Genomic DNA, 20963 nt, shown 5'->3' with positions numbered 1-20963 from the left:
CTGGCCCCAAAGCTGCCCGTGATGTAGATGGTATTATCATTGGCTGGCAAATCTTCCCCTTTGGGCAAATAAAGTCTTACCCAAACTGTTTTCCCTGTTATGACCTTTTCCCTCTCTGTCATCCTGAAAGGATCTTGGTGGCGAACGGCAGAAGCGGTCAACAGAAGCTTACTTACGTTTCTACCTGTTCCCTAAGACTTTCAGAATGACAAAATGTACAATCAGCTTTACTCTAGAAGAGCTAAATGCTTTCTTGCTGTCTGTGCAAACTGAAATGAAAATTGGTTGAAAAGTATTCTCAATTGCCTCGCCAGAGGCGAAAAGTGGGAATTCTTCTGTTGGGAAAATCTAAACCCCGCGCTGCTCAGAAACCCCTGCGTTATATTTTCTTTATTTTCTAAAAGATTTTGTTCTAATTTTTTCAATGTTCTCTAAATATTGATATATTGCGCAATCGATTGCACGATATGCTCTTAACGCTATGCTACACCGAATTCTAAAAATTCACCCGAACGATAATGTGCTGGTAGCACTGACCGATCTGAAAAAAGGCGAAACCGTGACCTATGACGGCGCAGACGTGGTCTTGACTGATGACATTCAGGCCAAGCACAAGTTTGCGCAAGTGCCGTTGGCGCAAGGCGACCGTATCATCATGTATGGCTCCCTGGTGGGCAAGGCCGTGTATGACATTCCGGCTGGCGGCGTGCTGACCATTCACAACGTGAAGCACCAGGTATCCGGTTTCCAGGGGAAAACCCAATCTACGGGCTGGAACGTGCCAGATGTGTCCCGCTGGAAAGATAAAACGTTCATGGGCTACCACCGCGCCGATGGGCAGGTGGGGACCGGCAACTACTGGCTGGTGATTCCGCTGGTGTTCTGTGAGAACCGCAACGTTGACATTATCAAGCAGGCGTTCTTAGATGAGCTGGGCTTTGGGCAGCGTGATGTGTATAAGTCATACGTGCAGCAGATGGTGGAACTGTACCAGTCTGGCAACACCGAGGCTATTGAGACCTTGACCCTGCAGCGTACCGAGACTGCCACCAGGAAACGCATCTTTGACAACATTGACGGCATCAAGTTCCTGACCCATGAGGGCGGCTGCGGCGGCATCAGACAAGACTCTGACACCCTTTGCGCCCTGTTGGCCGGTTATATCAACAACCCAAACGTGGCTGGGGCCACCGTGTTGAGCCTGGGGTGCCAGAACGCGCAGGTGCACATTCTGGAAGACGCCATCAAGAAGATCAACCCAGCCTTCTCTAAGCCCCTGTATGTGCTGGAGCAGCAAAAGGAGGGCACTGAAACTGAGTTACTGTCACAGGCCATCAGAAAAACCTTCTTAGGTCTGGTGGAAGCCGATAAACAAACCCGCCAGCCGGCGCCGTTGAGCAAGCTGGTGGTAGGTTTGGAGTGCGGTGGCTCAGACGGATTCTCCGGCATTTCGGCTAACCCGGCCATTGGCCATACCTCTGATCTGGTGGTGGCCCTTGGCGGAAAATCAGTGTTGTCTGAGTTCCCGGAGCTGTGCGGCGTGGAGCAGGACCTGATCAACCGTTGCGTTACCAATGAAATTGCCGACCGGTTTGTGCACCTCATGCGCTCCTACGCCCGCGCCGCCGAAGCAGTGGGTTCCGGTTTTGACATGAACCCAAGCCCGGGCAACATCCGGGACGGTTTGATAACTGATGCTATCAAATCGGCGGGAGCCGCTAAGAAAGGCGGTACTTCGCCTATTCAAGACGTGCTGGATTACCCTGAATACATCACCAAAGACGGGTTGAACCTGCTGTGCACACCTGGTAATGACGTGGAAAGCACCACGGCCTTGGCTGGTTCGGGCTGTAACATCATCCTGTTCACCACCGGTTTGGGCACACCCACCGGCAACCCGGTCACGCCGGTGATCAAGGTGGCTTCTAACACCAAGCTTGCTGAACGCATGCCAGACATCATTGACGTAGACACCGGTGCAGTGATTGCCGGTGAGAAAACCATTGAGGAAATGGGCGAGGACATCTTAGACTTCATCATTGAGGTGGCCAGCGGCAATATCCAGACCAAAGCCCAACTTCTAGGCCAGGATGACTTCATTCCGTGGAAACGCGGGGTGTCACTATAATTTGATTCCTTTATCAGCCCGGTAAAAGCTTACCACTGCTGATGATCTTACAGCCCTGTTCTTTCGTGCTACAATTGTGCCTTGGTAGACGCGGAAGGATGGGGCTTTTTTGCGGTTCTGAAAGCTTGTTAAATCAGCCAAAAGTAAAGTAATTATAACTGAACAAGCTCTAACGCCAAAAACCCCCACTCTACCGAACAGGCCGAGTTGGGGGTTTGCATTTTAGCACATAATCGAATCAAAGGGTGCGGAGCCAGTTTTTAAGCTCGTGTTCCGTCTTCCCTAGCTTCTGCTGGAGTTTCCCGATCCACTTATCCTCCTGCCCCTCATCATAGGTGAGGTCATCTTCAGTCAGATCAGCGTAGGCCATTTTGATTTTGCCTTTGATCTCGTTCCAGTTTCCGCGAGCTCTATACTCTGCTTCGTGTGTACTCATTTATGTAAATGGTTAGATATAGATATGTAAAAATATACGCAGAAGGAGTGGGGCGAGTTGGAGGAATAAATACGATTTACATTCTTGGTTTTAGAATGTGGTTGATAATCAGAAAGAAAGCTGAAAATATATTTAGTCAGGACCTTGAAAAGCTGTTCAGATCAGCTTCAGCAAGGCTTTCAGGGCCTGCAAATCCTGCAGGCGTACCAGCTCTACGCGCAGTTGTTGTATCTCCTCTTTCAGCTCCCGTTTGTACCCCCTGAACTTCAACTCCACCTGTTTGGGGGAGCCGGAGAAGGAGCCGTAGAAATCCTGCTCGCCCTGACTGCTGAGCCTGTTTTTCTCGGCCTGCAGCTCGGCCAGCTGTTGCTGTAGCAGGTGCACGTGAGGCAGCAATTGCTGCTCTGGCAGCTGGTGCAGCTGCTGGGTTTGCTCCTGCAGGTACTCCATCTGCAGCCGGAGCAGGGCAAAGAAATCATCTTGGTGGTAAGCCACCGTCACTTTTTTCATGGCCTCCTCTTTCCAGAGGCGCCGCGTGGCGTCCAGCTCACGGTCTGGGTGCAGCAGTTTGGCCAGATCAGTGTAAAGGCGGCGCGTAGTTCTGGCAGTACCCAAGATCTCCAGTTTCAACTGGTCTGCCGGGGTGAGCTGCACCTTAGTATTCTTTTTAGCCAACCGCTGGGCTTGCCGCTCCTGCCGCTCCCGCTCCAGCTGTTCCTCCAGCTGCGCCTGCGCCGTTTCCCAGTCCTCCCAATCTAGTTCCGGGGCCGCGTTTTCTGTGCTTTCCCTCTCCAGAAGGTCAGGAGGAGATGGGGCTTCATTTTCAGGGGTTGGGGCGGCGGCATAGCGCTGGTAGATCTCCTCCAGTTCAGGTGTGTCCTGGTGCTGCAGGAGCGGCTGCACAAACGAAAGGATCAGCTGGGCCAGTTTGTCCTGTTCATGTGGGGGGAGCAGGTATTGGGTGTAGGTGTGGTCAAAGAGGTGCACCAGATGCACGCGCAGGTCAATGATCTGCCAAATGAGCGGCCTTATTTCTTTTTGCACCCGCTGCCGTACGGTCTGTTGGGCATCTGTGTGCGCCGCCAGTTCGGCCTTGGCCGCGTTGATCTGCTGGAGAAGAAGGTTGAACTGCTCCTGCAGGGCAGACAGAGGCTGGTGGCCCTGCGGCGAAATAATAGGAAGGTGTGCTGCGTTCTCTGCTGACATAGTTTGAGGCAACGCCAGGTATTGCTGACGGTGAAAATTTTCTGTTTTGAGCCTGTTTTTAGAAAAACAGGCTCAAAACAGCTGAACAGAACTGCGGGAGATTTTCATTGGTACTGCCAAGCGCGAACGCACAGACAGGGTTCGCAGAATCTTACCTTTGCTCTTCAAGCTTTCCAGTTTAAAATCTGCTGTAAATACCAGAGCCGCCCCTGGTTTACAAGAGCGGCTCCGGCCAAAACAACTGAAAGGGCTACGCCTTCTCCGGAATGCGTTTCAACGTTTCCAGCAGAAAGCCCCAGAACTTCTGCACAGAGCTGATCTGCACCTTCTCATCTGGCGAGTGGGCGCCGGTAATATTGGGCCCGAAGGAAATCATTTCCATCTCCGGATAGTTGGCGCCCAGAATTCCGCACTCCAGACCAGCGTGGCAGGCATTTACGTGCGGGGCCTCCTGAAACAGCTCCTGGTACAGAGAACTCATGGTTTTCATAATGGTGGCGTCTGGTTTCGGCGTCCAGCCGGGGTAGGAGCCTTTCTGGGTCACACTGGCACCCGCCAACTCAAACGTGCTTTGGATAGCGGCGGCCAGGTCAAACTTCTCGGTGTCAACAGAGGAGCGGGTGAGGCATTGAATAGTGTACGCACCGTCTTTCACCAGCACGCGGGCCAGGTTATTTGACGTCTGCACCAGGCCTGCAATGGCCGGACTCATACGGTAGATACCGTTGGGGCAGGCGTAGAGGGCGCGCAGCAGCTGGTTCTGGAAATCATAGGAGATAGCCGCCTGCGGCAAGTCAGAGACTTCAAACAGAAGCTGCAGGTTTGGGTCTGTGAGGGCGTATTCACTCTTTAGAATCTCCGCCTGGGTCTGCAGAAACTGCTCAAAAATGTCTGATTTGGCTTCTGGCACGGCCACTTCGGCAAAAGATTCGCGCGGAATGGCGTTGCGGAGGCTCCCGCCGTCAATGCTGCACACCCGGGCGTTGAACTTGTCAGCGGCCTGGTACAGAATGCGGTTCATGAGTTTATTCGCGTTAGCGCGGCCCAGGTGAATGTCCATGCCCGAGTGGCCGCCGGTGAGGCCGGTGAGGCTCAGCCTGTACGCTGAAAAGTCAAACGGAATGTTCTCCTGCGCATAACTGCCCGTGGCGGTCACGTCTACGCCGCCGGCGCAGCCAATGGTGAGTTCCCGGTCATCTTCGGTGTCCAGGTTGAGCATGATGGTGCCGTTCAGCAGACCTCCTTTCAAGCCCATGGCCCCGGTCATGCCGGTTTCCTCGTCAATGGTGAAGAGGCACTCCAGGGGCGGGTGGGCTATGTCTTGCGAGGTGAGCAGCGCCATCATGGTGGCCACGCCAATACCGTTGTCAGCGCCCAGGGTGGTGCCTTTGGCTTTCACCCAGTCACCGTCTACGTACATGTCAATGCCCTGGCTCAGGAAGTCAAAATCAGTGTCAGCGTTTTTCTGGTGCACCATGTCCAGGTGGCTCTGCAGCACCACCGTCTGGCGGTTCTCCATGCCTTTGGTGGCCGGTTTGGTGATGAGCACATTGCCTGCCTCATCTGTGATGGTGTGAAAGCCCTGGCTGTTCCCGAAGTCCTGCATGAACTTGATGATACGCTCTTCTTTCTTAGAGGGGCGGGGTACGGAGTTTAATGCCGCAAAATGCTGCCACAGGGCTTTGGGTTCTAAAGATTCTAGGGAAATACTCATGGTCATAGGTTCAATTTAGCCCGGCGGAACAATAGGGTGTTCCCGCGCACGGGCGACTGGGAAAGTATTCTACGGGTAAAGGTAGCAAACTGAACGGAAAGCCTTGGGCGAAAGCTGCATTATCTGGCGTCTGTTTTTGGGCTGTTTTCTGAAAAACAGCCCGAAAACAGAAAAGCGACTTTGTGGTTTACGTTCTGGAAACCGCCCGTGCCAGTGAACCTCTTCCTGTAGAAAAAGTAAAACAAGAGGTGCCCCTGAGCTGGTGCTCAGACCTTCTATGCCCATCGGTTTTCATTACGTACAAACTCAAGCAGGTGGAGGAAGGGCGGCTCCCGGCCTGACGGGCACGTTAAAATAAGACAGAGAACGATAAACAAGAATGCATTCTATGGCAAAGAGAAAGATGAAAGCCGCTTATTATGAAGAGTTCGGCGCCCCCGATAAAATCAAGGTAGGCGAACTGGAAATACCTGAGGTAAAAGAAGGGGAGGTGCTGGTGCGCATTAAGGCCGCCGCTGTGAACCCTGTAGACAATGCGGTGCTGGCGGGGTATCTGAGCAGTTTTCTGCCGGTGAAGTTTCCCGCTATTCCGGGGTGGGACGTGGCCGGGGTGGTGGAAGACCGCGGCCACAGCGCCCGCCGCTTTCAGGTGGGCGATGTGGTGTACGCGTACGCCCGCCGCCCAGAGGTGCAGCACGGTACTTTTGCTGAGTACATGGTACTCCCTGAGTCTTACCTGGCGCACAAGCCCAAGAACCTGAGTTTTGAGGAAGCCGCGGGCATTCCGCTGGTGGGGTTAACGGCGTACCAGTCTATGTTTGACGCGGGTAATCTGCAGGCGGGGCAGACCGTGCTGATTCTGGGCGCCTCCGGCGGAGTTGGCACCTTGGGCATTCAACTGGCCAAAGACAAAGGCGCCACCGTCATTGGCGTAGCCAGCCAGAAGAACCATGCCTTCATGCAGGAGCTGGGCGCAGACCATGCCCTAGACTACAACGGGCAGGACGTGGGCGAGGCCGTGCAGCAGCTGTTCCCAGACGGCGTGGATTTGATCTTTGACGCCGCCAGCGGCGAAACCCTGCAGCAAAGCCTGAAAGCCCTGAAACCCAACGGCACCCTTGTCTCCATCCTGAACCGCGGCGATGATATTGACACGCAGAACCTCAACTTCCACTATGTGTTCGTGGAGCCTGATGCAGTGGAGTTAGAGCACCTGCGGGAACTAGCCGAGGCGGGCAAGCTGAAAGTTCTGGTAAGTGAGAAGTACCCTCTGGCGGAGGCGGCCAAAGCGCTGGAGCAGATTGCCACCCACCACACCAAAGGTAAAATAGTGGTGGTGCCGTAGAAAATCCAACGGCAAAATTTTGTTTTCTGTTTTCGGCCTGTTTTCCCAAAAACAGCGAAAACAGAAAAAATGCAGGGTGAGACGCATTGTTGTTAACAGACGTAACGGGTAGCCTCAAAAGGCTAAATACTTTTTGCTCAGGAAATCTCTTCTATCTTTGGAGGCAAATAGCATCCCCCTTTACAGCCATTTCAGAATGATGAGGAATCTCCTGCTTTTCACACTTTTCATCTGTCAGTTTACCGCCTTGGGCCAGAAACCTCCTCTTGATCTGGTGCGCTGGGTGAATCCGCTTATAGGCACGCATAAAATGGGACACACCTACCCGGGGGCCACGGCGCCGTTTGGCATGGTGCAGCTGTCGCCAGACACAGATACCATTCCGTATGAGGTGAACGGCAAGTACAACAAAGATGTCTACAAGTACTGCGCCGGCTACCAGTATGATGACCCTACCATTGTGGGTTTCAGCCACACCCACTTCAGCGGCACCGGCCACTCAGACCTGGGTGACTTCCTGATCATGCCTACCACGGGCAAGCTCCAGCTGAACCCCGGCACCGAGGCGAACCCCGAGAAAGGCTACCGCTCCAAATTCTCCCATGACCATGAAAAGGCGGAGCCTGCCTATTACCGCGTGCAGCTGGAGGATCATAACATTCTGGCCGAACTCACCGCCACCAACCGCGTGGGCATGCACCAGTACACGTTCCCTAAGTCAGAGGAGTCGCACATCATTCTGGATTTGATGCACGGCATCTACAACTATGAGGATAAAAACGTCTGGACCTTCATCCGGATAGAAAACGACACGCTCATTACCGGTTACCGCCAGACCAACGGCTGGGCCCGCACCCGCACGGTGTACTTCGCCATGGCGTTCTCCAAGCCATTCACCAGTTACGGCAACAAAGACTACAGCAAGGCCCAGGTCTACCGCGGCTTCTGGCGCAAGTTTGACCAGAGCAAAAACTTCCCGGAGATGGCGGGCAAGCAGCTGCGCACCTATTTTGATTTCAAAACTGAGGAAGGGGAGAAGATCAAGATCAAATTCGCGCTGTCTCCGGTGAGCACCCAGGGGGCGGTGGCCAACATGCGCGCCGAGGTTCCGCACTGGGACTTTGAGCGGGTGAAGCAGGAGAGCCAGGCGCAGTGGAACCAGGAGTTAGGCAGAGTCAAGGCCGCACTGCCCACCAAAGATGATTACATCAACTTCTACACCGCGCTCTACCACACGTTTCTGGGGCCCACCACTTACATGGATGTGACCGGTCAGTACCGGGGCCTGGACCAGAACAACCACCAGGCCAACGGCTTCACCAACTACACCACCTTCTCCCTCTGGGACACCTACCGTGCCTTGCACCCCTGGTTTAACCTGGTGCAGCCCAAACGAAATGCGGATATGGTGTCTTCTATGCTGGCGCACTATGACCAGAGTGTGCACCACATGCTGCCGGTCTGGTCACACCACGCCAATGAGAACTGGTGCATGATTGGGTACCACAGCGTATCTGTGATTGCAGACGCTATTATGAACGGCACCTATACCGGCAATGCCAACCGCGCCCTGGACGCCTGCGTGGCCACCGCCCGCCAAGGCTACTATGACGGCCTGCAGTACTACATGCAGCTGGGCTACGTGCCCGAAGACAAGAACGGTTCCTCGGTGTCTAAAACTCTGGAGTACGCCTATGATGACTGGTGCATTGCCCAAGTGGCGAAGAAGCTGAACCGCCAAGACCTCTATAACGAATTCAGCCGCCGCGCGCAGAACTGGAAGAACGTGTATGACAAAAGCATTGGCTACATGCGGCCTAAGCTGAGTGACGGCACGTTCAAAAAAGAGTTCGATGTGTTGAGCACGCACAACCAGGGCTTCATTGAGGGCAACGCCTGGAACTACAGCCTCTACGTGCCGCATGACCCGGCGGCCATGATTCAGGCCATGGGCGGTAACAAAAAGTTTGTGCCGCACCTGGACTCGCTCTTCACCATGCACCTGCCCGATGAGTTCTTCGCCGACACCGAAGACATTACCCGCGAAGGCATTATTGGCAATTACGTACACGGCAACGAGCCCGCCCACCACGCCGCCTACCTCTACAACTGGACAGACCAGCCCTGGAAAACGCAGGAGCGCGTGCGCATGATCCTGAAAAAGCAGTACCAACCCACTCCAGACGGCTTAGGCGGCAACGATGACTGCGGCCAGATGAGTGCGTGGTACCTGTTCAGCTCCCTCGGGTTTTACCCTGTGGCCCCCGCCTCCGGTGAGTACGCGTTGGGCAGCCCTACCGTGAAAGAAGCCACCCTGCAGCTGGAGAACGGCAAAACGTTTACCATTGAAGCCAAAAACCAGAGTGACAGGAACGTGTATGTGCAGAAAGTAGAGCTGAACGGCAAAGCACTAAACAGACCTTTCCTGGCCTATGCAGACATCGCCAAAGGCGGAAAACTGACCTTTTACATGGGTGGCAAGCCGAGGAAGTAGAAGGGAACCCCCTTTAACCAGAACAGATGATTCTGTTTTTGACCTGTTTTTGGGAAAACAGGTCAAAAACAGAATCATCTGGCGAGAGGGTTGAGACTGGTGCTAGTGGATGCACGGAGTCTCCAGGCTCCTGCCTTTTTGCCCGTGGTTCCCGGTGAGCCTGGAGACTCGCATCATCTCTTTGTCACAAGTCTAAAGACACGCGCCGTGATATTTTATTAAATTAACAGCATCTACTAGCAAACAAGCTCTGAATACTAACAACCATTCACCCCTCTATGGACCAGCGCATCATCAACCTGTTTGACGAGTACACCCACGTACCGCTTTCCCGCAAGGAATTCATCAGCCGTCTGGTGAAATTGATGGGAAGCCTCACCCTGGCCCTGGCGCTGCTCCCGCAGTTGGAGAACAACTATGCCCACGCCGCCACGGTGGTAGCCAAAGATCTGAAAGCCGAAGACATCACCTATCCAGGGGCTGACGGGGTGACCATGAAAGCCTTTCAGGTACGGCCAGAGGGGAAGAAGAAATTGGGTGCTGTCCTGGTCATTCATGAGAACCGGGGCCTGAACCCGCACATCAAAGACGTGGCCATGCGGGTGGCGCAGGCGGGGTATTGGGTGGTTGCCCCAGATGCCCTTTCCCCTTTCGGCGGAACGCCGGCCAATGAAGATGAAGCCCGGGCGCTATTCTCTAAGTTGGACACGCGGCAGAACCTGCAGAACTTTCTGAAAGGGCTGGAGTACCTTAAAACCAATCAGTACGGCAACGGGAAAACCGCCTGCGTTGGCTTCTGCTGGGGTGGTGCCCTGGCGGGACAATTGGCAGTACATGATCCCGGCTTAGAGGCCGCCGTCGCCTACTATGGCCGCCCACCAGAGGCAGCTGATGTACCCAGGATCAAAGCCGAATTACTGCTGCATTACGGCGGACTGGATGAGCGGGTGAACGCCGGAATCCCGGCGTTTGAAACGGCGTTGAAAGCGGCGGGCACCAAATACCAGCTGTTTGTGTATGAAGGCGCCAACCACGCGTTTAACAACAATACCTCCCCGGCCCGTTACCACGAGGCCGCTGCTCAACTGGCCTGGGAGCGAACATTGGAGCTGTTCAGCCGGAAGTTAAAGTAAAGCGCTGATCTTCTGCTGAATTGACGCTTGCCGTTGCACCCAACATCCAGATCGTTTACCTTAGACTTTCCCAAACGAAAGAAAAACATGACATACATTCCCTCCCCGGCCCGTTATGAAACCATGGAGTACCGCCGCTGCGGCCGGAGCGGCTTAAAACTGCCCGCTCTCTCGTTAGGCCTGTGGCACAACTTCGGGCATGTAGATGTGCTGGAGAATTCGCGCCAAATCCTGCGTGATGCCTTTGATGCCGGTGTCACCCATTTTGACCTGGCCAACAACTACGGCCCGCCGCCCGGCTCCGCCGAAGAAAATTTTGGGAAGATTCTGCGCGAGGATTTCAGGGGCTACCGCGATGAACTGATCATTTCCACCAAGGCCGGATATAAAATGTGGGAGGGACCGTACGGCGATTGGGGCTCCCGTAAATACCTGGTCTCCAGCTTGGATCAGAGCCTCCAGCGCATGCAGCTGGACTATGTAGACATTTTCTACAGCCACCGCCCAGACCCCAATACGCCGCTGGAGGAAACCATGGGCGCCCTGGACTCTATTGTGCGGCAGGGGAAGGCGCTGTACGTGGGCATTTCCAATTATGAAACGCCAGAAGCCACCCGTGCCATTGAAATCCTGAAGGAACTGGGAACGCCGTGCCTCATTCATCAGCCCAAGTACTCCCTATTTGTGCGGTGGGTAGAGGAAAGTCTGCTGGACCTGCTGGAGCAGGAGGGCGTAGGCTGTATTCCGTTTTCGCCGCTTGCCCAGGGCTTGCTCACGAACAAGTATTTAGGCGGCGTGCCTGAAAACTCCCGTGCTGCCAAAGCACACGGCTTTCTGAAGCGCGAAGACATAACCCAGGACAGGCTCGAACAGATTCAGCTGTTAAACGAAATGGCCGAACAACGCGGACAGTCACTGGCGCAGATGGCGCTGGCGTGGCTGCTGAAAGACCCGCGGGTAACATCGGTGCTGATTGGCGCCAGCACGCCCGCTCAGTTGGCAGACTCGCTCAAGTGCATGCAGAACACCCGGTTCAGCACTGAGGAACTGGAACAGATTGAGCGTATTCTGAAATAAGGGATTTCCGTTTTAGGGCTACTTTTTGAAAAACAGGTCAAAAACAGCGCGGCCTTCTCCAGACAAAAGGGGAGGCCGAGCTGTTTTATTTCACCTAATGCTGATTTCTGGCGAAGCGCGCTTGTGCCGAATTTGCATATTGGCATGTGTGCGGCACAAGCGGACGCTTGCGCCATGGAATACTAGCATACTTAAATAGCAGGATTAGCTTTATACGCCTGCCATAATTCCTCCAGCGTTTTACCCGTCAGCTCTTTCCAGACCTCTGGGGTATACGTTTTCTTCCGCATGCGGGCGTCTAGTTCATTGACCAGTTTCTTGTTGGTGTTTTTCTCAGCCCACACCAGAAAACGGGCGGTGATGCGGTAGCTGTTGTCATAGTGGTGTTTATCTGTGAGGGCAGGAAGCGACCAGTTGGCTCCGGCGTTGTCTACGCCAAAGGTGTGGCGCACATAATCGGCAATGCCTTCGGTGAGCCAGCCGGGGCCGCTGTCTGGGGGGTACGCTTGCACCAGATGCATGCCTTCATGGGTGATCACGTCAATGTCTGTGGGGCGTTTGTGGAGCCATTGAGAGCTGATGGTGATCTTGCCGTCATGGGCGTAGGCCACTCCCGCATAGGCGGTGTCAATGGTCACGGTCACCGCTTCTACCGTGTTTTTGTTGAACCGCTTGGCCTCTGCAGGATACGTCTGGAAGAAGGCATCTATCAGCTTCTGCTTCACCGTAGGGTTCAACTGCGGGTCCTGGTTCACAAACGTGAGGGTGTAGTTGCCTCTGGTGTGCGTCTCGGTCTGGGTCTGACTGGCAGAAATAGAGGCAACGGACAGGGCGAGGGAAAGGAAAAGCGATTTCATCTGGTTCTAAGTTGAATTCCTGTTTTCGGGCTGTTTTCTGAAAAACAGCGAAAACAGGAAAAAAGGAAGTGAATGATTACTGCTTGGGAGAGAACGAATAAGGATAAGCGCTCTCCTGCGTGCCCCGCTGCGTGTTGGGTTGGCTGGAGAGTTTGTACTTCATTTTTCCGCCCTTCAACAGCTCAAAGTGGTCTACCCAGTTCTGCTCATGCTTTTTGCCGTTGAACTTCAGCTCCTGCACGTACAGGTTCTGGTCACTGGCTTCTGGCGCTTCAATCTCTACTTTTTTGCCGTTCTCCAGCGTGAGCGTCATTTTCTGGAAGAGTGGAGTGCCCAGCACGTACTGCGTGGTGCCGGGGCAAACCGGGTAGAAGCCCATGGCGCTGAACACGTACCACGCCGAGGTCTGGCCGTTATCCTCATCGCCGCAGTAGCCGTCTGGGGTGGGTTTGTACATGCGGTTCATGGTTTCGCGCACCCAGTATTGGGTCTTCCAGGGGGCACCGGCGTAGTTGTAGAGGTAGATCATGTGCTGGATGGGCTGGTTGCCGTGCGCGTACTGCCCCATGTTGGCAATCTGCATCTCTCGTATCTCATGGATCACGCCGCCATAATAGCTGTCATCAAACACCGGCGGAAGGAAGAACACGGAGTCCAGTTTCTTGACGAAGTTGTCTTTACCGCCCATAAGGTTCACCAGCCCCTGCACGTCATGGAACACGCTCCAGCTGTAGTGCCAGCTGTTGCCTTCGGTGAAGGCATCGCCCCATTTGAAGGGGTTGAACGGCGCCTGGAACGTACCGTTCTGGTTCTTGCCGCGCATGAGGCCGGTGGCGGGGTCAAATAAATTGCGGTAGTTCTGGCTGCGCCTGGCGTACAGGTCAATTTCGGCTTGCGGCTTGTTCAGGGCTTTGGCCAGCTGGTAAATGGTGAAGTCGTCATAGGCGTACTCCAGCGTACGGGCGGCGTTTTCATTGATCTTCACGTCATAGGGCACGTAGCCCAGCTTATTGTAATAGTCTACGCCCTTCCGGCCGATGGCGGTAATGGGGCCTTCATTGTTGGCCCCGTGCACCAGCGCCTCGTACAGCTTCTCAATGTCATAGCCGCGCAGGCCTTTGATGTAGGCATCGGCTACTACCGAGGCCGAGTTGTTGCCCACCATGATATCGGCGTAGCCGGGGCTGGACCACTCGGGCAGCCAGCCGCCTTCCCGGAAATCGTTCACCAGACCCGCCTGCATTTCTTTGTTGATGCTGGGGTACATCAGGTTCAGGAACGGGTAAAGTGCCCGGAACGTGTCCCAGAACCCAGTTCCGGCGAAGCGGTAACCGTCATGCACCTTGCCGGTATGGGGGCTGTAATGGATCGCTTTGTTGTTGGCATCTAGCTCATACATTTTGTGCGGAAAGAAAAGGGTGCGGTAGAGGCAGGAATAGAACGTGCGGCGCTGCTCGTCTGTACCGCCCTCCACCTGTATGCGGCCCATGGTCTGGTTCCAGAGGCTGCGGGCCTTTTCTTTGGTGGCGTCAAAACTATCCTGCGCCAGTTCCCGCTGCAGGTTCAGCTCAGCCTGCTCAAAGCTGATGAAGGAGGAGGCCACCTTCAGGTTCACTTTTTCCCCGTCATCCGTCCTGAAGCCAATTACAGCCCCTGAGTGGTTGGAGGTCAATTCCAGCGAGTCTTTGCCAGTGAGGTTCTTCCCCCTGAACGTACGGGCAAAACTGATAGGCTTGTCCACGTAAATGACAAAGTAGTTTTTGAATTCCTTGGGGTTGGAGCGGGCGGCACGGGTGGTGTAGCCTATGATTTTCTTCTCCTTGGGCAGCACTTTGATGTAGGAGCCCCGGTCCAGCGCGTCAATGACAATAAAAGAGCTGTCTTTTTTTGGGTAGGTGAACCGGAACTGGGCAGCCCGTTCGGTTGGCGTGAATTCTGCGGTGACATCATGGTCTGCGAGGTACACGCTGTAGTAGTACGGCTTGGCCACCTCAGACTTGTGCGAAAACCAGCTGGCGCGGCCGTCCTGGTCAAATTTCATTTTACTGGTCACGGGCATGATCACAAACTGCCCGTAGTCGTTCATCCAGGGGCTGGGCTGGTGCGTCTGCTTAAAGCCTCTGATCTTGTCGGCCGCATAGGTGTAGGCCCACCCGTGGCCCATGGTGCCGGTTTGGGGTGTCCAGAGGTTCATGCCCCACGGCACGGCCACGGCAGGGTAGGTGTTCCCGTTAGAAAGCTCCGGCTTGGAGTCGGTACCCATGAGTGGGTTGGCCAGTTCAGCGGGTTCAAAGGTGGTTTTCTTTTTCTGGCCTTCGGCCGAAAGGAAGGTAAGGCAAAGGGCGAAGAACAGACAACAAAGTCTCAGGCTACTGGTCATGCGTTTTGGGGCTGTTTTTGAAAAAAGTAGCCCTAAAATAGCAGAATATTCAGGAAGGGACACGTTCTATTCTTAACTGGCCTCTGGAAACTCAGGAGAACCGCTCTTCTGTTTTCGCCTGTTTTCCCAAAAACAGGCCGAAAACAGAAGCCGCCTTTGGTTCTTGTACCAAAGGCCCGGCTTCTGCGGGTAGGAGGGGAACCAGCAGCGCGGTTGCGGCTTACTCAATGGCTTTGATAAACCGCTGCACTGCCCGGTAGGTGGGGCCTCTCCTGGCCATCAGGTAATTGAACAGCGCAATGCTGGTGGCCGCGAAGAGAATCCCAAAGAGCACATCCAGAATGTAATGGTGGGAAGTGTAGACCGCCGCAAACCAGATTCCCGCGGCAATGACTGCAAACACCACCCTGGCCACTTTTAAACGGTTTTTGATGCCGTAGTACAACACAATCAGCGGATAGGCGGAATGGAGCGAGGGCATGGCCGCAAAGACATTAGACCCTTTGGCGTACATGCCCCGGAACAGGTCTATCTGGAAGAAGGCGTCAAACCGGGCGAGGCCGGCCATGTTACCGGGTGTTTTGGGAAAGAACTCAAACCCATGCAGCTGTACATACCACGGTGGGGCCGCCGGATACAGATAATAGGCCACAAAGCCCAACAGGTTCACCAGCAGAAACGTCAGCGAAAAATAGGTGAACTGGGTTCTGTTCCGGAAGAACAGAAAGGCGGCAAACCCCATGGGTACCGGCACCCAGGAGAGGTAAAAGATACCGGAGAGCACATCCAGCAGCGTATAGTGGTGTAGCTGCCAATATTCGTTCGGGGTTAACCGCACCCCGTCCACCACCACCCCAAAGATTGCCTTCTCGGCCTCATACAGGTCTTTGATGTGTACCTCCTTGAACCAGTAGTTGGGGAAGGCTTTCATATAGTCATACAGTACCCAGAACACCATGAAAATAGTAAAGCCCAGCGCAAACTTGCGGGTGATGGGGGAGAGGTAGTACAAAGAAGTGAACAGGGCCACCAGTAACAGCTGGTCTGCCTTGAAGCCAATCAATATATAAGAGAGCAGCAGATACCCCAGCGAGAGGGCGGCTATCCAGAGGGCTGCTTTAGGAGAAGCGCTCTTTTCTGCTTTTTTAGCTACTGTGGAAGTAGTACGCATGTTATTTTTTGATGAAATCAGATCCAAATATCTTGTCCCAGAGCGAGGAACTGACGCCGTACCCCTTACTGGGGTCAGCGTAATGGTGCAGCATGTGGTGCTTCTTCAGTTTTTTCCAGAACTCATTTTTGAAGTTGAAGTGGTGTAGGGCATAATGCGAGAGGTCATATACCAGATACCCGGTCAGGAAAGCGGCAAAAAAAGCGTGGAGCGGCCCGCCCGTGAGGAACAGCCTGAAAAAGAAGTACAGCGCAGTGGCCATGGGAATACTGGCTGAAGGCGGCATGACCAACCTTTTGGCATCATTAGGATAGTCATGGTGTACGCCATGGAAAATAAAGTGCAGCCGTAGGGCCCAGGGTGCCTTTGGCACAAAATGGAACACGAACCGGTGCAGCAGGTATTCGGTCAGCGTCCAGGCCACCAGCCCCAGCCCGTAGTATCCGGCAAAGGAGAGCAGGGAAAGGTGCTGCCGGTACAGGGCCTGCCAGCACAGAACGGCAATGATTGGCACGTAAAGGTACAGTGGCACGGTAAAATGCACCTTAGAGAGCGCTTCCATCCAGTCTGCCTTGAACATTCTGACAGACTCTGTGGAATTAGAGACATAGTTCTTTTTCATAAAGGTGAAACATTATGGTTTGAACCGTTCTACAATTTCTTTACCTGTGGCAGATTCCCGGCCCTTGAACTCTGCATACACCACGTTGGGCACCCAGAGCGTTCCGCCCTCTATCCGGACAAACACCCGGTCTAAAACAGATGGTTTCTGCAGAATGGCGGCATAGACATGCCACTTCCCGTCTGGTCCTTTCTGAAGATACAACGTGCGTTTGGAGTAGCTCACAAATTTAAGCTCAAATTTCTCTGCGCTTAGTTTCTTTACGTGCAACCCGTAGGCAAATTTCCGCTGGATAAAATTGAGTTCCTGCTTTCCGCCGCCATCTGCGTACCGGAGCCAGTAGATTTTGATGGGTTCTTCTTCGTTCAAAACCCCCTTGCTGTTCAGGTTCAGTTCATACACTATGGTGTTGATGTTGGGGTCCCGTTGCACGAAGAACAGCAGGTTGGGAATTCCTTTGGGCGTGGGCAGTTCCTGGCCCTGGCTGGTTTTCAGGGTTTCCTGGGCAAAGGCCGGTAACGTGCCGGTACCCACCCAAAAGAAGAAGGCGCAAAGGGAGAAGATCACTCTGTTCATGTTGTAAAACATCTACTTTCTCAACAAACGCTCTTTCTCTTCCAGGGCCTTTTTGGCGTCCAGCAGCCTGTTTAGGGCTGTGAGGTTGGTCAATACCGCCAAAACCGCCAGCGGAAAGGTGAACACGGACATGGTCTCGAACACCAGAAGGCGCGTGCCCGGCAGGAGGACTTTGTACTCTCCGCCAATCCAGGAGGCCAGCAGGCCGCACAGCATAGAAGAGAGGCCAATGAGAACAACGCGTTCAGGCCGCTGCATCAGTCCGCCTTTGCACGCTACGCCCAGGCCCTCTGCGCGGGCGCGGGTGTAGCTCACCATCATGGAGCCAATCAAGGCAATGAACGCCAGGAGCGAACTCAGGAAATAGTGGTGGGCCACCAGATAATAGCAAATGCCCAGGAACATGATCAGTTCAGAATACCGGTCTACTACAGAGTCAAACAAGGCTCCGTAGGGGGAACTCATTTTCCCGAGGCGGGCTACCTGGCCGTCCAGCATGTCAAACAGGCCGGCAAACAGGATCAGGAAACCCGCCCAACCCACATAGCTCAGATCACCACGGTTGCCTTGTTCCCCGCCCAAAATAAAAATCACGGCTACTCCAATGTTCAGCAGAAAACCTGTGATGGTGACGGTGTTGGGCGTGAAGCCCAGTGAGATGATAAACCTGACAAATGGATTGATGATCTTGTAGATCCCTTGTTGCAAGGTGTCTCTGAGGGTGCTTTTGCGCAGTGTGCTCTCCATGCTATTCAACGCTTAGAAATCAAATTTAAACCGGCCCCTGATCCCAAGTTCTGACACTCCTGGGTGGTTCAGGTAAGACAGGCGTTTCACCACGTCTACCCGGAAGAATTTAAACAGATTGCCTACGCCCACACTGGCTTCTACGTAAGGGTTTTTCTCCAGGGAGTAGGTGGTAGGCAAGCCGTTGGCGTTGACCGGAAATGCCAGCAGGTCTTTGTTATCATTGTTGCCAGGATCATTTTCCTCCCTCACTTTGCCGTACAGCACCTTAAGGGTGGCAAACTCCCGCAGCTTGGTATGCCTGATCAAAGGCAGCTTGTTGAAAATAAAGCCATTGAAGCAGTGGTCTATGTTGAGGCTGGCGTATTGGTCACTTACAAACTCCAGAAAGTTCATGAGGTTGTAAGACTGAATCTGGTAAGAATACGTCTGGTTGGCCCGGTGAATGGCCAGTAAGGGGAACGGTACCTGCCCAACAATGTAACCACCTTCTGCTATTACGTCAGAATAGCCTAGCTGAGACAGAAAGAACCGTTTGGTCACGTTGAGGGTGAGGCTTTGGTAATCATAGTCTCCGTTGAAGACACCCTTTACCCCAGACGCTGCCCGTAGCGTGAAAACCGGATATCTATTGACAATTGGGTACCGGTACAGTTTGCCTTGAACATACTCCTCATGCGGTGCCCAACGCAACTCCAGTTGAAACTCTGAGGTGGTGAGGCTTTTTACCTGGTCTGCGCCTCCTGTACCTGGCAGATCACCTGTTGGCAGCGTGTTGTTCACTTTTAGGTATTGCAGACTCCCGGCGGGACTCTGTTCCCAGTTTTTGAACCCAACCCTGAAGGAAAAACGGTTTCTGAACTCATGCAGGTAATCAATGGTGTAGGTTTCATTGTAGAGCCATTTGTCATTGGTGCCCCGCTTGAAAGAGAGCAGGAAGTTGTCTTCCTGTACAAACTGTAGTTCCTGCCCCGGAATTTTGGTGTCTTTTTGATAATTCGCCCGCAAGGCACGCACCGGAAACTCAAAGATGGATCTATCTGTCAGGGAATAGGTGCCACCCAGAAAGTACTTCCATTTTTCATCTTTAAACCCATAGGCGGCGTAAGTTTCCAGCATCAGCCGTTTGCTGAACGTGGTGGTGGTTCTGCCACCCGCCCTAAGTCTGAAACCTTCTACGGGGTTGAAACTATAAAAAGTATTAACTGGTCCTATTTCAAAGTAGGGGCCTGCCTGCTTGTAACCAGCAACCAGCATAGTGGCAATGTCCAGTGTCCGTTTAAAAGATTTGGTGCTTCTCAGGCTGTCAATGCTCAGATAGGTATTGGCTTCTGTGACAGAAAGGCTGTCATGGCGGTTTGTTGCCCAGAAATCCTCTTCCTGCTGATTGGCGGTAGGGGCTTTGGCCAGGGCTTCGCCTTCATAAAAACTGTTAGGCTGGGGTTGGTTGATCCGGAAGTCTTTATAAGAAACAGTACGTTCGCCGTACACGCCCCCTTTGCTGTTGGCGGTGGGGGCAAACTCAGAGCGTAGTACACTTTTGCTCAGGTTGTAGCGCCCGTTGGGCAACCGATCAAAATTTAGGGTAATGTGCAGGTCGCGCACCCAGTTAATGTTCACCTTTGGGCCTACTTCCATGTCTACTTTCTGCACGGCGTAGTTGCCGTCCATGGTTACGAACAGTTTTCCGGTAAAGAGGAAGTCGGCCTCATTTTTAGGCTGAAAAGAAAGTTCAGTCAGTTTTTGACCATCTACTATTACTGTGTCTGTGATGTAGAAGCGGTAGAAGGTAGGGGCCAGATCAGCTATGGGGCTCAGGAACTGGTTTGTGAGCAGGGTGATGTTGTTTTTGTAGATGTCAATGTCCTGGTACATGTGCTTCACGTAGGAATCAATCACCACAAACTCCCCAAAATCAACTTTCTTCTCACCTTGTACAATGGTTTTCTTTTTTTCAGGCTCCTTTTTGAAATAGTGCTCAGAAATTGATTCCTGCAGGTAGAGGGGCAGAATGGCCATGCCTTGCAGTTTAGTGGTATCTATGTTCTTTAGAACAAAATCATATTTTTTGAAAAAGAAGTTGCTGCGCAGTTTGTCTGGGGAGTTGCTGAGCGCCAGGAGCAACTTGTCATATTGCTGGTACTGCACATAGTTGTAGCTCTCCAGCCGGTTTTTGTTTCTGTTGTCAACCACCAGCCTGATCAGGTCTACGGCGGGGTTGTTTTTATTACTGTAATTGCGACTGCGGCCTTTGATGACCACCTCCTTCAGTTTCTGTGACTCACTTTCCAGTTTCACGTTCAAGACCCTTGACTCTCCTGGTGTGAGGTCAATGGTTTGGGTTTTGTACCCCACGTAGGTAAACTGTACCCTGGTGATGGTCTGGGTGGTTCTGAAGGCAAAGTTTCCTTCCAAATCAGTACTAGCGCCCAGGCTGGTGCCCGGAAAGAAAATAGTAACGCCAATCAAGGGTTCATTGGTAGCAGCGTCTTTGACGGTGCCCCTGACAGAGGTTACCCCCCCTTGCCCCTGGGCAAAATTGAAATTTGCTCCCATAGCTAGAAAGGCTACGCAGCAAATTAGTATATGTAAAGTTCTGACATATACATTCTTAGTTGAATACATATCTCTTTTGTAGAATAAAATTGTAGAAAAAGCCGACCAATAGAGAAATGGTGACTTTAGAGAAGATATAGTTGATACCCAGATAGTGGGTGAACATGAACACTCCTGAAGCATTGAGTAGAAAGCTACCGCTCCAGACCAGGAAGTATTTGGTGGCTTGCGTGGGTATTGCTCCATGGGCAGCATGGAAAACCCAGGTTCTGCCTATAGAGAAATGTGTGATTCCACCAGAGATGGTGCCTAAAACAGTGGCGGCTACATACCAAATGCCTAAAAGTTCGACTGCAAAAATGGTCACCAGAAAGTCTACTCCTGATGCAATCAGGGAGGCGGCCTGGGACCTTAGGAAGGTGAGCATCTAAAATAGCTTTACGTAAATGAGTAGTTGCAGAACCACATTGGCGTAGATTCCGGAGAGCGCGTCATCCATCATCACGCCCCATCCGCCGGGC

The 20963-nt window shown here is 53.2% G+C and carries 17 protein-coding genes; 5 read left to right on the top strand and 12 right to left on the bottom strand.

All coding sequences use genetic code 11. The annotated features are described in order from the left end of the window. Window positions 1-481 precede the first annotated feature (481 nt). Window positions 482-2128 (top strand): UxaA family hydrolase, encoded by a 1647-nt coding sequence (locus A8O25_RS19850; protein ID WP_066838822.1) that lies wholly within the window; start codon window positions 482-484, stop codon window positions 2126-2128. Window positions 2129-2366: 238 nt separating this feature from the next. Here the strand turns inward: A8O25_RS19850 and A8O25_RS19845 are convergent, their stop codons facing one another. From A8O25_RS19845 to A8O25_RS19835, 3 genes are all read right to left on the bottom strand, one after another. Then, on the bottom strand, window positions 2367-2564 hold the full coding sequence (locus tag A8O25_RS19845; RefSeq protein ID WP_066838819.1) for a CsbD family protein: 198 nt from the start codon (window positions 2562-2564) through the stop codon (window positions 2367-2369). Window positions 2565-2720: 156 nt separating this feature from the next. After that, complete coding sequence (locus A8O25_RS19840; protein WP_066838813.1) at window positions 2721-3770, bottom strand: hypothetical protein; 1050 nt, start codon at window positions 3768-3770, stop codon at window positions 2721-2723. A gap of 250 nt (window positions 3771-4020) precedes the next feature. Then, complete coding sequence (locus tag A8O25_RS19835; protein WP_066838831.1) at window positions 4021-5484, bottom strand: aminoacyl-histidine dipeptidase; 1464 nt, start codon at window positions 5482-5484, stop codon at window positions 4021-4023. Window positions 5485-5872: 388 nt separating this feature from the next. On the opposite strand from A8O25_RS19835, the gene A8O25_RS19830 reads away from it, so the two are divergent. The 4 genes from A8O25_RS19830 to mgrA all read left to right on the top strand — a co-directional run bounded on the left by A8O25_RS19830 (window position 5873) and on the right by mgrA (window position 11533). Further along, window positions 5873-6829 carry an NADP-dependent oxidoreductase gene (locus A8O25_RS19830; RefSeq protein ID WP_082893777.1) on the top strand — a complete coding sequence of 319 codons (957 nt, stop codon included), beginning with the start codon at window positions 5873-5875 and terminating at the stop codon, window positions 6827-6829. A gap of 199 nt (window positions 6830-7028) precedes the next feature. Then, window positions 7029-9323 (top strand): GH92 family glycosyl hydrolase, encoded by a 2295-nt coding sequence (locus A8O25_RS19825; RefSeq protein ID WP_082893775.1) that lies wholly within the window; start codon window positions 7029-7031, stop codon window positions 9321-9323. A 278-nt stretch (window positions 9324-9601) separates the two neighbouring features. Next, a complete protein-coding gene (locus A8O25_RS19820; protein WP_066838806.1) occupies window positions 9602-10456 on the top strand; it encodes a dienelactone hydrolase family protein in 855 nt (284 codons plus the stop codon). Between the two features lie 87 nt (window positions 10457-10543). Next, window positions 10544-11533, top strand: coding sequence for an L-glyceraldehyde 3-phosphate reductase (gene mgrA / locus A8O25_RS19815; protein WP_066838803.1), 990 nt, complete (start codon window positions 10544-10546; stop codon window positions 11531-11533). A gap of 191 nt (window positions 11534-11724) precedes the next feature. Here mgrA and A8O25_RS19810 read toward each other — a convergent pair whose 3' ends face one another. From A8O25_RS19810 to A8O25_RS24410, 9 genes are all read right to left on the bottom strand, one after another. Continuing rightward, the gene (locus A8O25_RS19810) at window positions 11725-12390 is read right to left on the bottom strand and encodes a basic secretory protein-like protein (protein ID WP_066838801.1); all 666 of its coding nucleotides are present in this window, start codon (window positions 12388-12390) and stop codon (window positions 11725-11727) included. A 76-nt stretch (window positions 12391-12466) separates the two neighbouring features. Then, window positions 12467-14770, bottom strand: coding sequence for a GH92 family glycosyl hydrolase (locus tag A8O25_RS19805; RefSeq protein WP_066838798.1), 2304 nt, complete (start codon window positions 14768-14770; stop codon window positions 12467-12469). Between the two features lie 220 nt (window positions 14771-14990). Further along, entirely contained in the window at window positions 14991-15941 is a 951-nt protein-coding gene (locus tag A8O25_RS19800; RefSeq protein ID WP_066838795.1) for a phosphatase PAP2 family protein, read from the bottom strand. Between the two features lies 1 nt (window position 15942). Then, entirely contained in the window at window positions 15943-16563 is a 621-nt protein-coding gene (locus tag A8O25_RS19795; protein WP_066838792.1) for a sterol desaturase family protein, read from the bottom strand. 12 nt (window positions 16564-16575) lie between these two features. Then, window positions 16576-17139 (bottom strand): DUF4833 domain-containing protein, encoded by a 564-nt coding sequence (locus A8O25_RS23940; protein ID WP_066838825.1) that lies wholly within the window; start codon window positions 17137-17139, stop codon window positions 16576-16578. A gap of 12 nt (window positions 17140-17151) precedes the next feature. After that, window positions 17152-17886, bottom strand: coding sequence for a CDP-alcohol phosphatidyltransferase family protein (locus tag A8O25_RS23935; RefSeq protein ID WP_066838789.1), 735 nt, complete (start codon window positions 17884-17886; stop codon window positions 17152-17154). Between the two features lie 12 nt (window positions 17887-17898). Continuing rightward, a complete protein-coding gene (locus A8O25_RS19780) occupies window positions 17899-20442 on the bottom strand; it encodes a DUF5686 and carboxypeptidase-like regulatory domain-containing protein (RefSeq protein ID WP_206598714.1) in 2544 nt (847 codons plus the stop codon). Between the two features lie 55 nt (window positions 20443-20497). Then, entirely contained in the window at window positions 20498-20869 is a 372-nt protein-coding gene (locus tag A8O25_RS19775; RefSeq protein ID WP_066838783.1) for a GtrA family protein, read from the bottom strand. Then, window positions 20870-20963: phosphatidylglycerophosphatase A (locus A8O25_RS24410; RefSeq protein WP_420911798.1), on the bottom strand; the 94-nt coding region annotated here is incomplete at its 5' end.

Source organism: Rufibacter ruber (assembly GCF_001647275.1).
In the GTDB taxonomy this organism is placed as follows: Bacteria; Bacteroidota; Bacteroidia; order Cytophagales; family Hymenobacteraceae; genus Nibribacter; species Nibribacter ruber_C.
The sequence above is the reverse complement of the archived record's forward strand: the minus strand, read 5'-3'. Positions and strand labels throughout refer to the sequence as shown.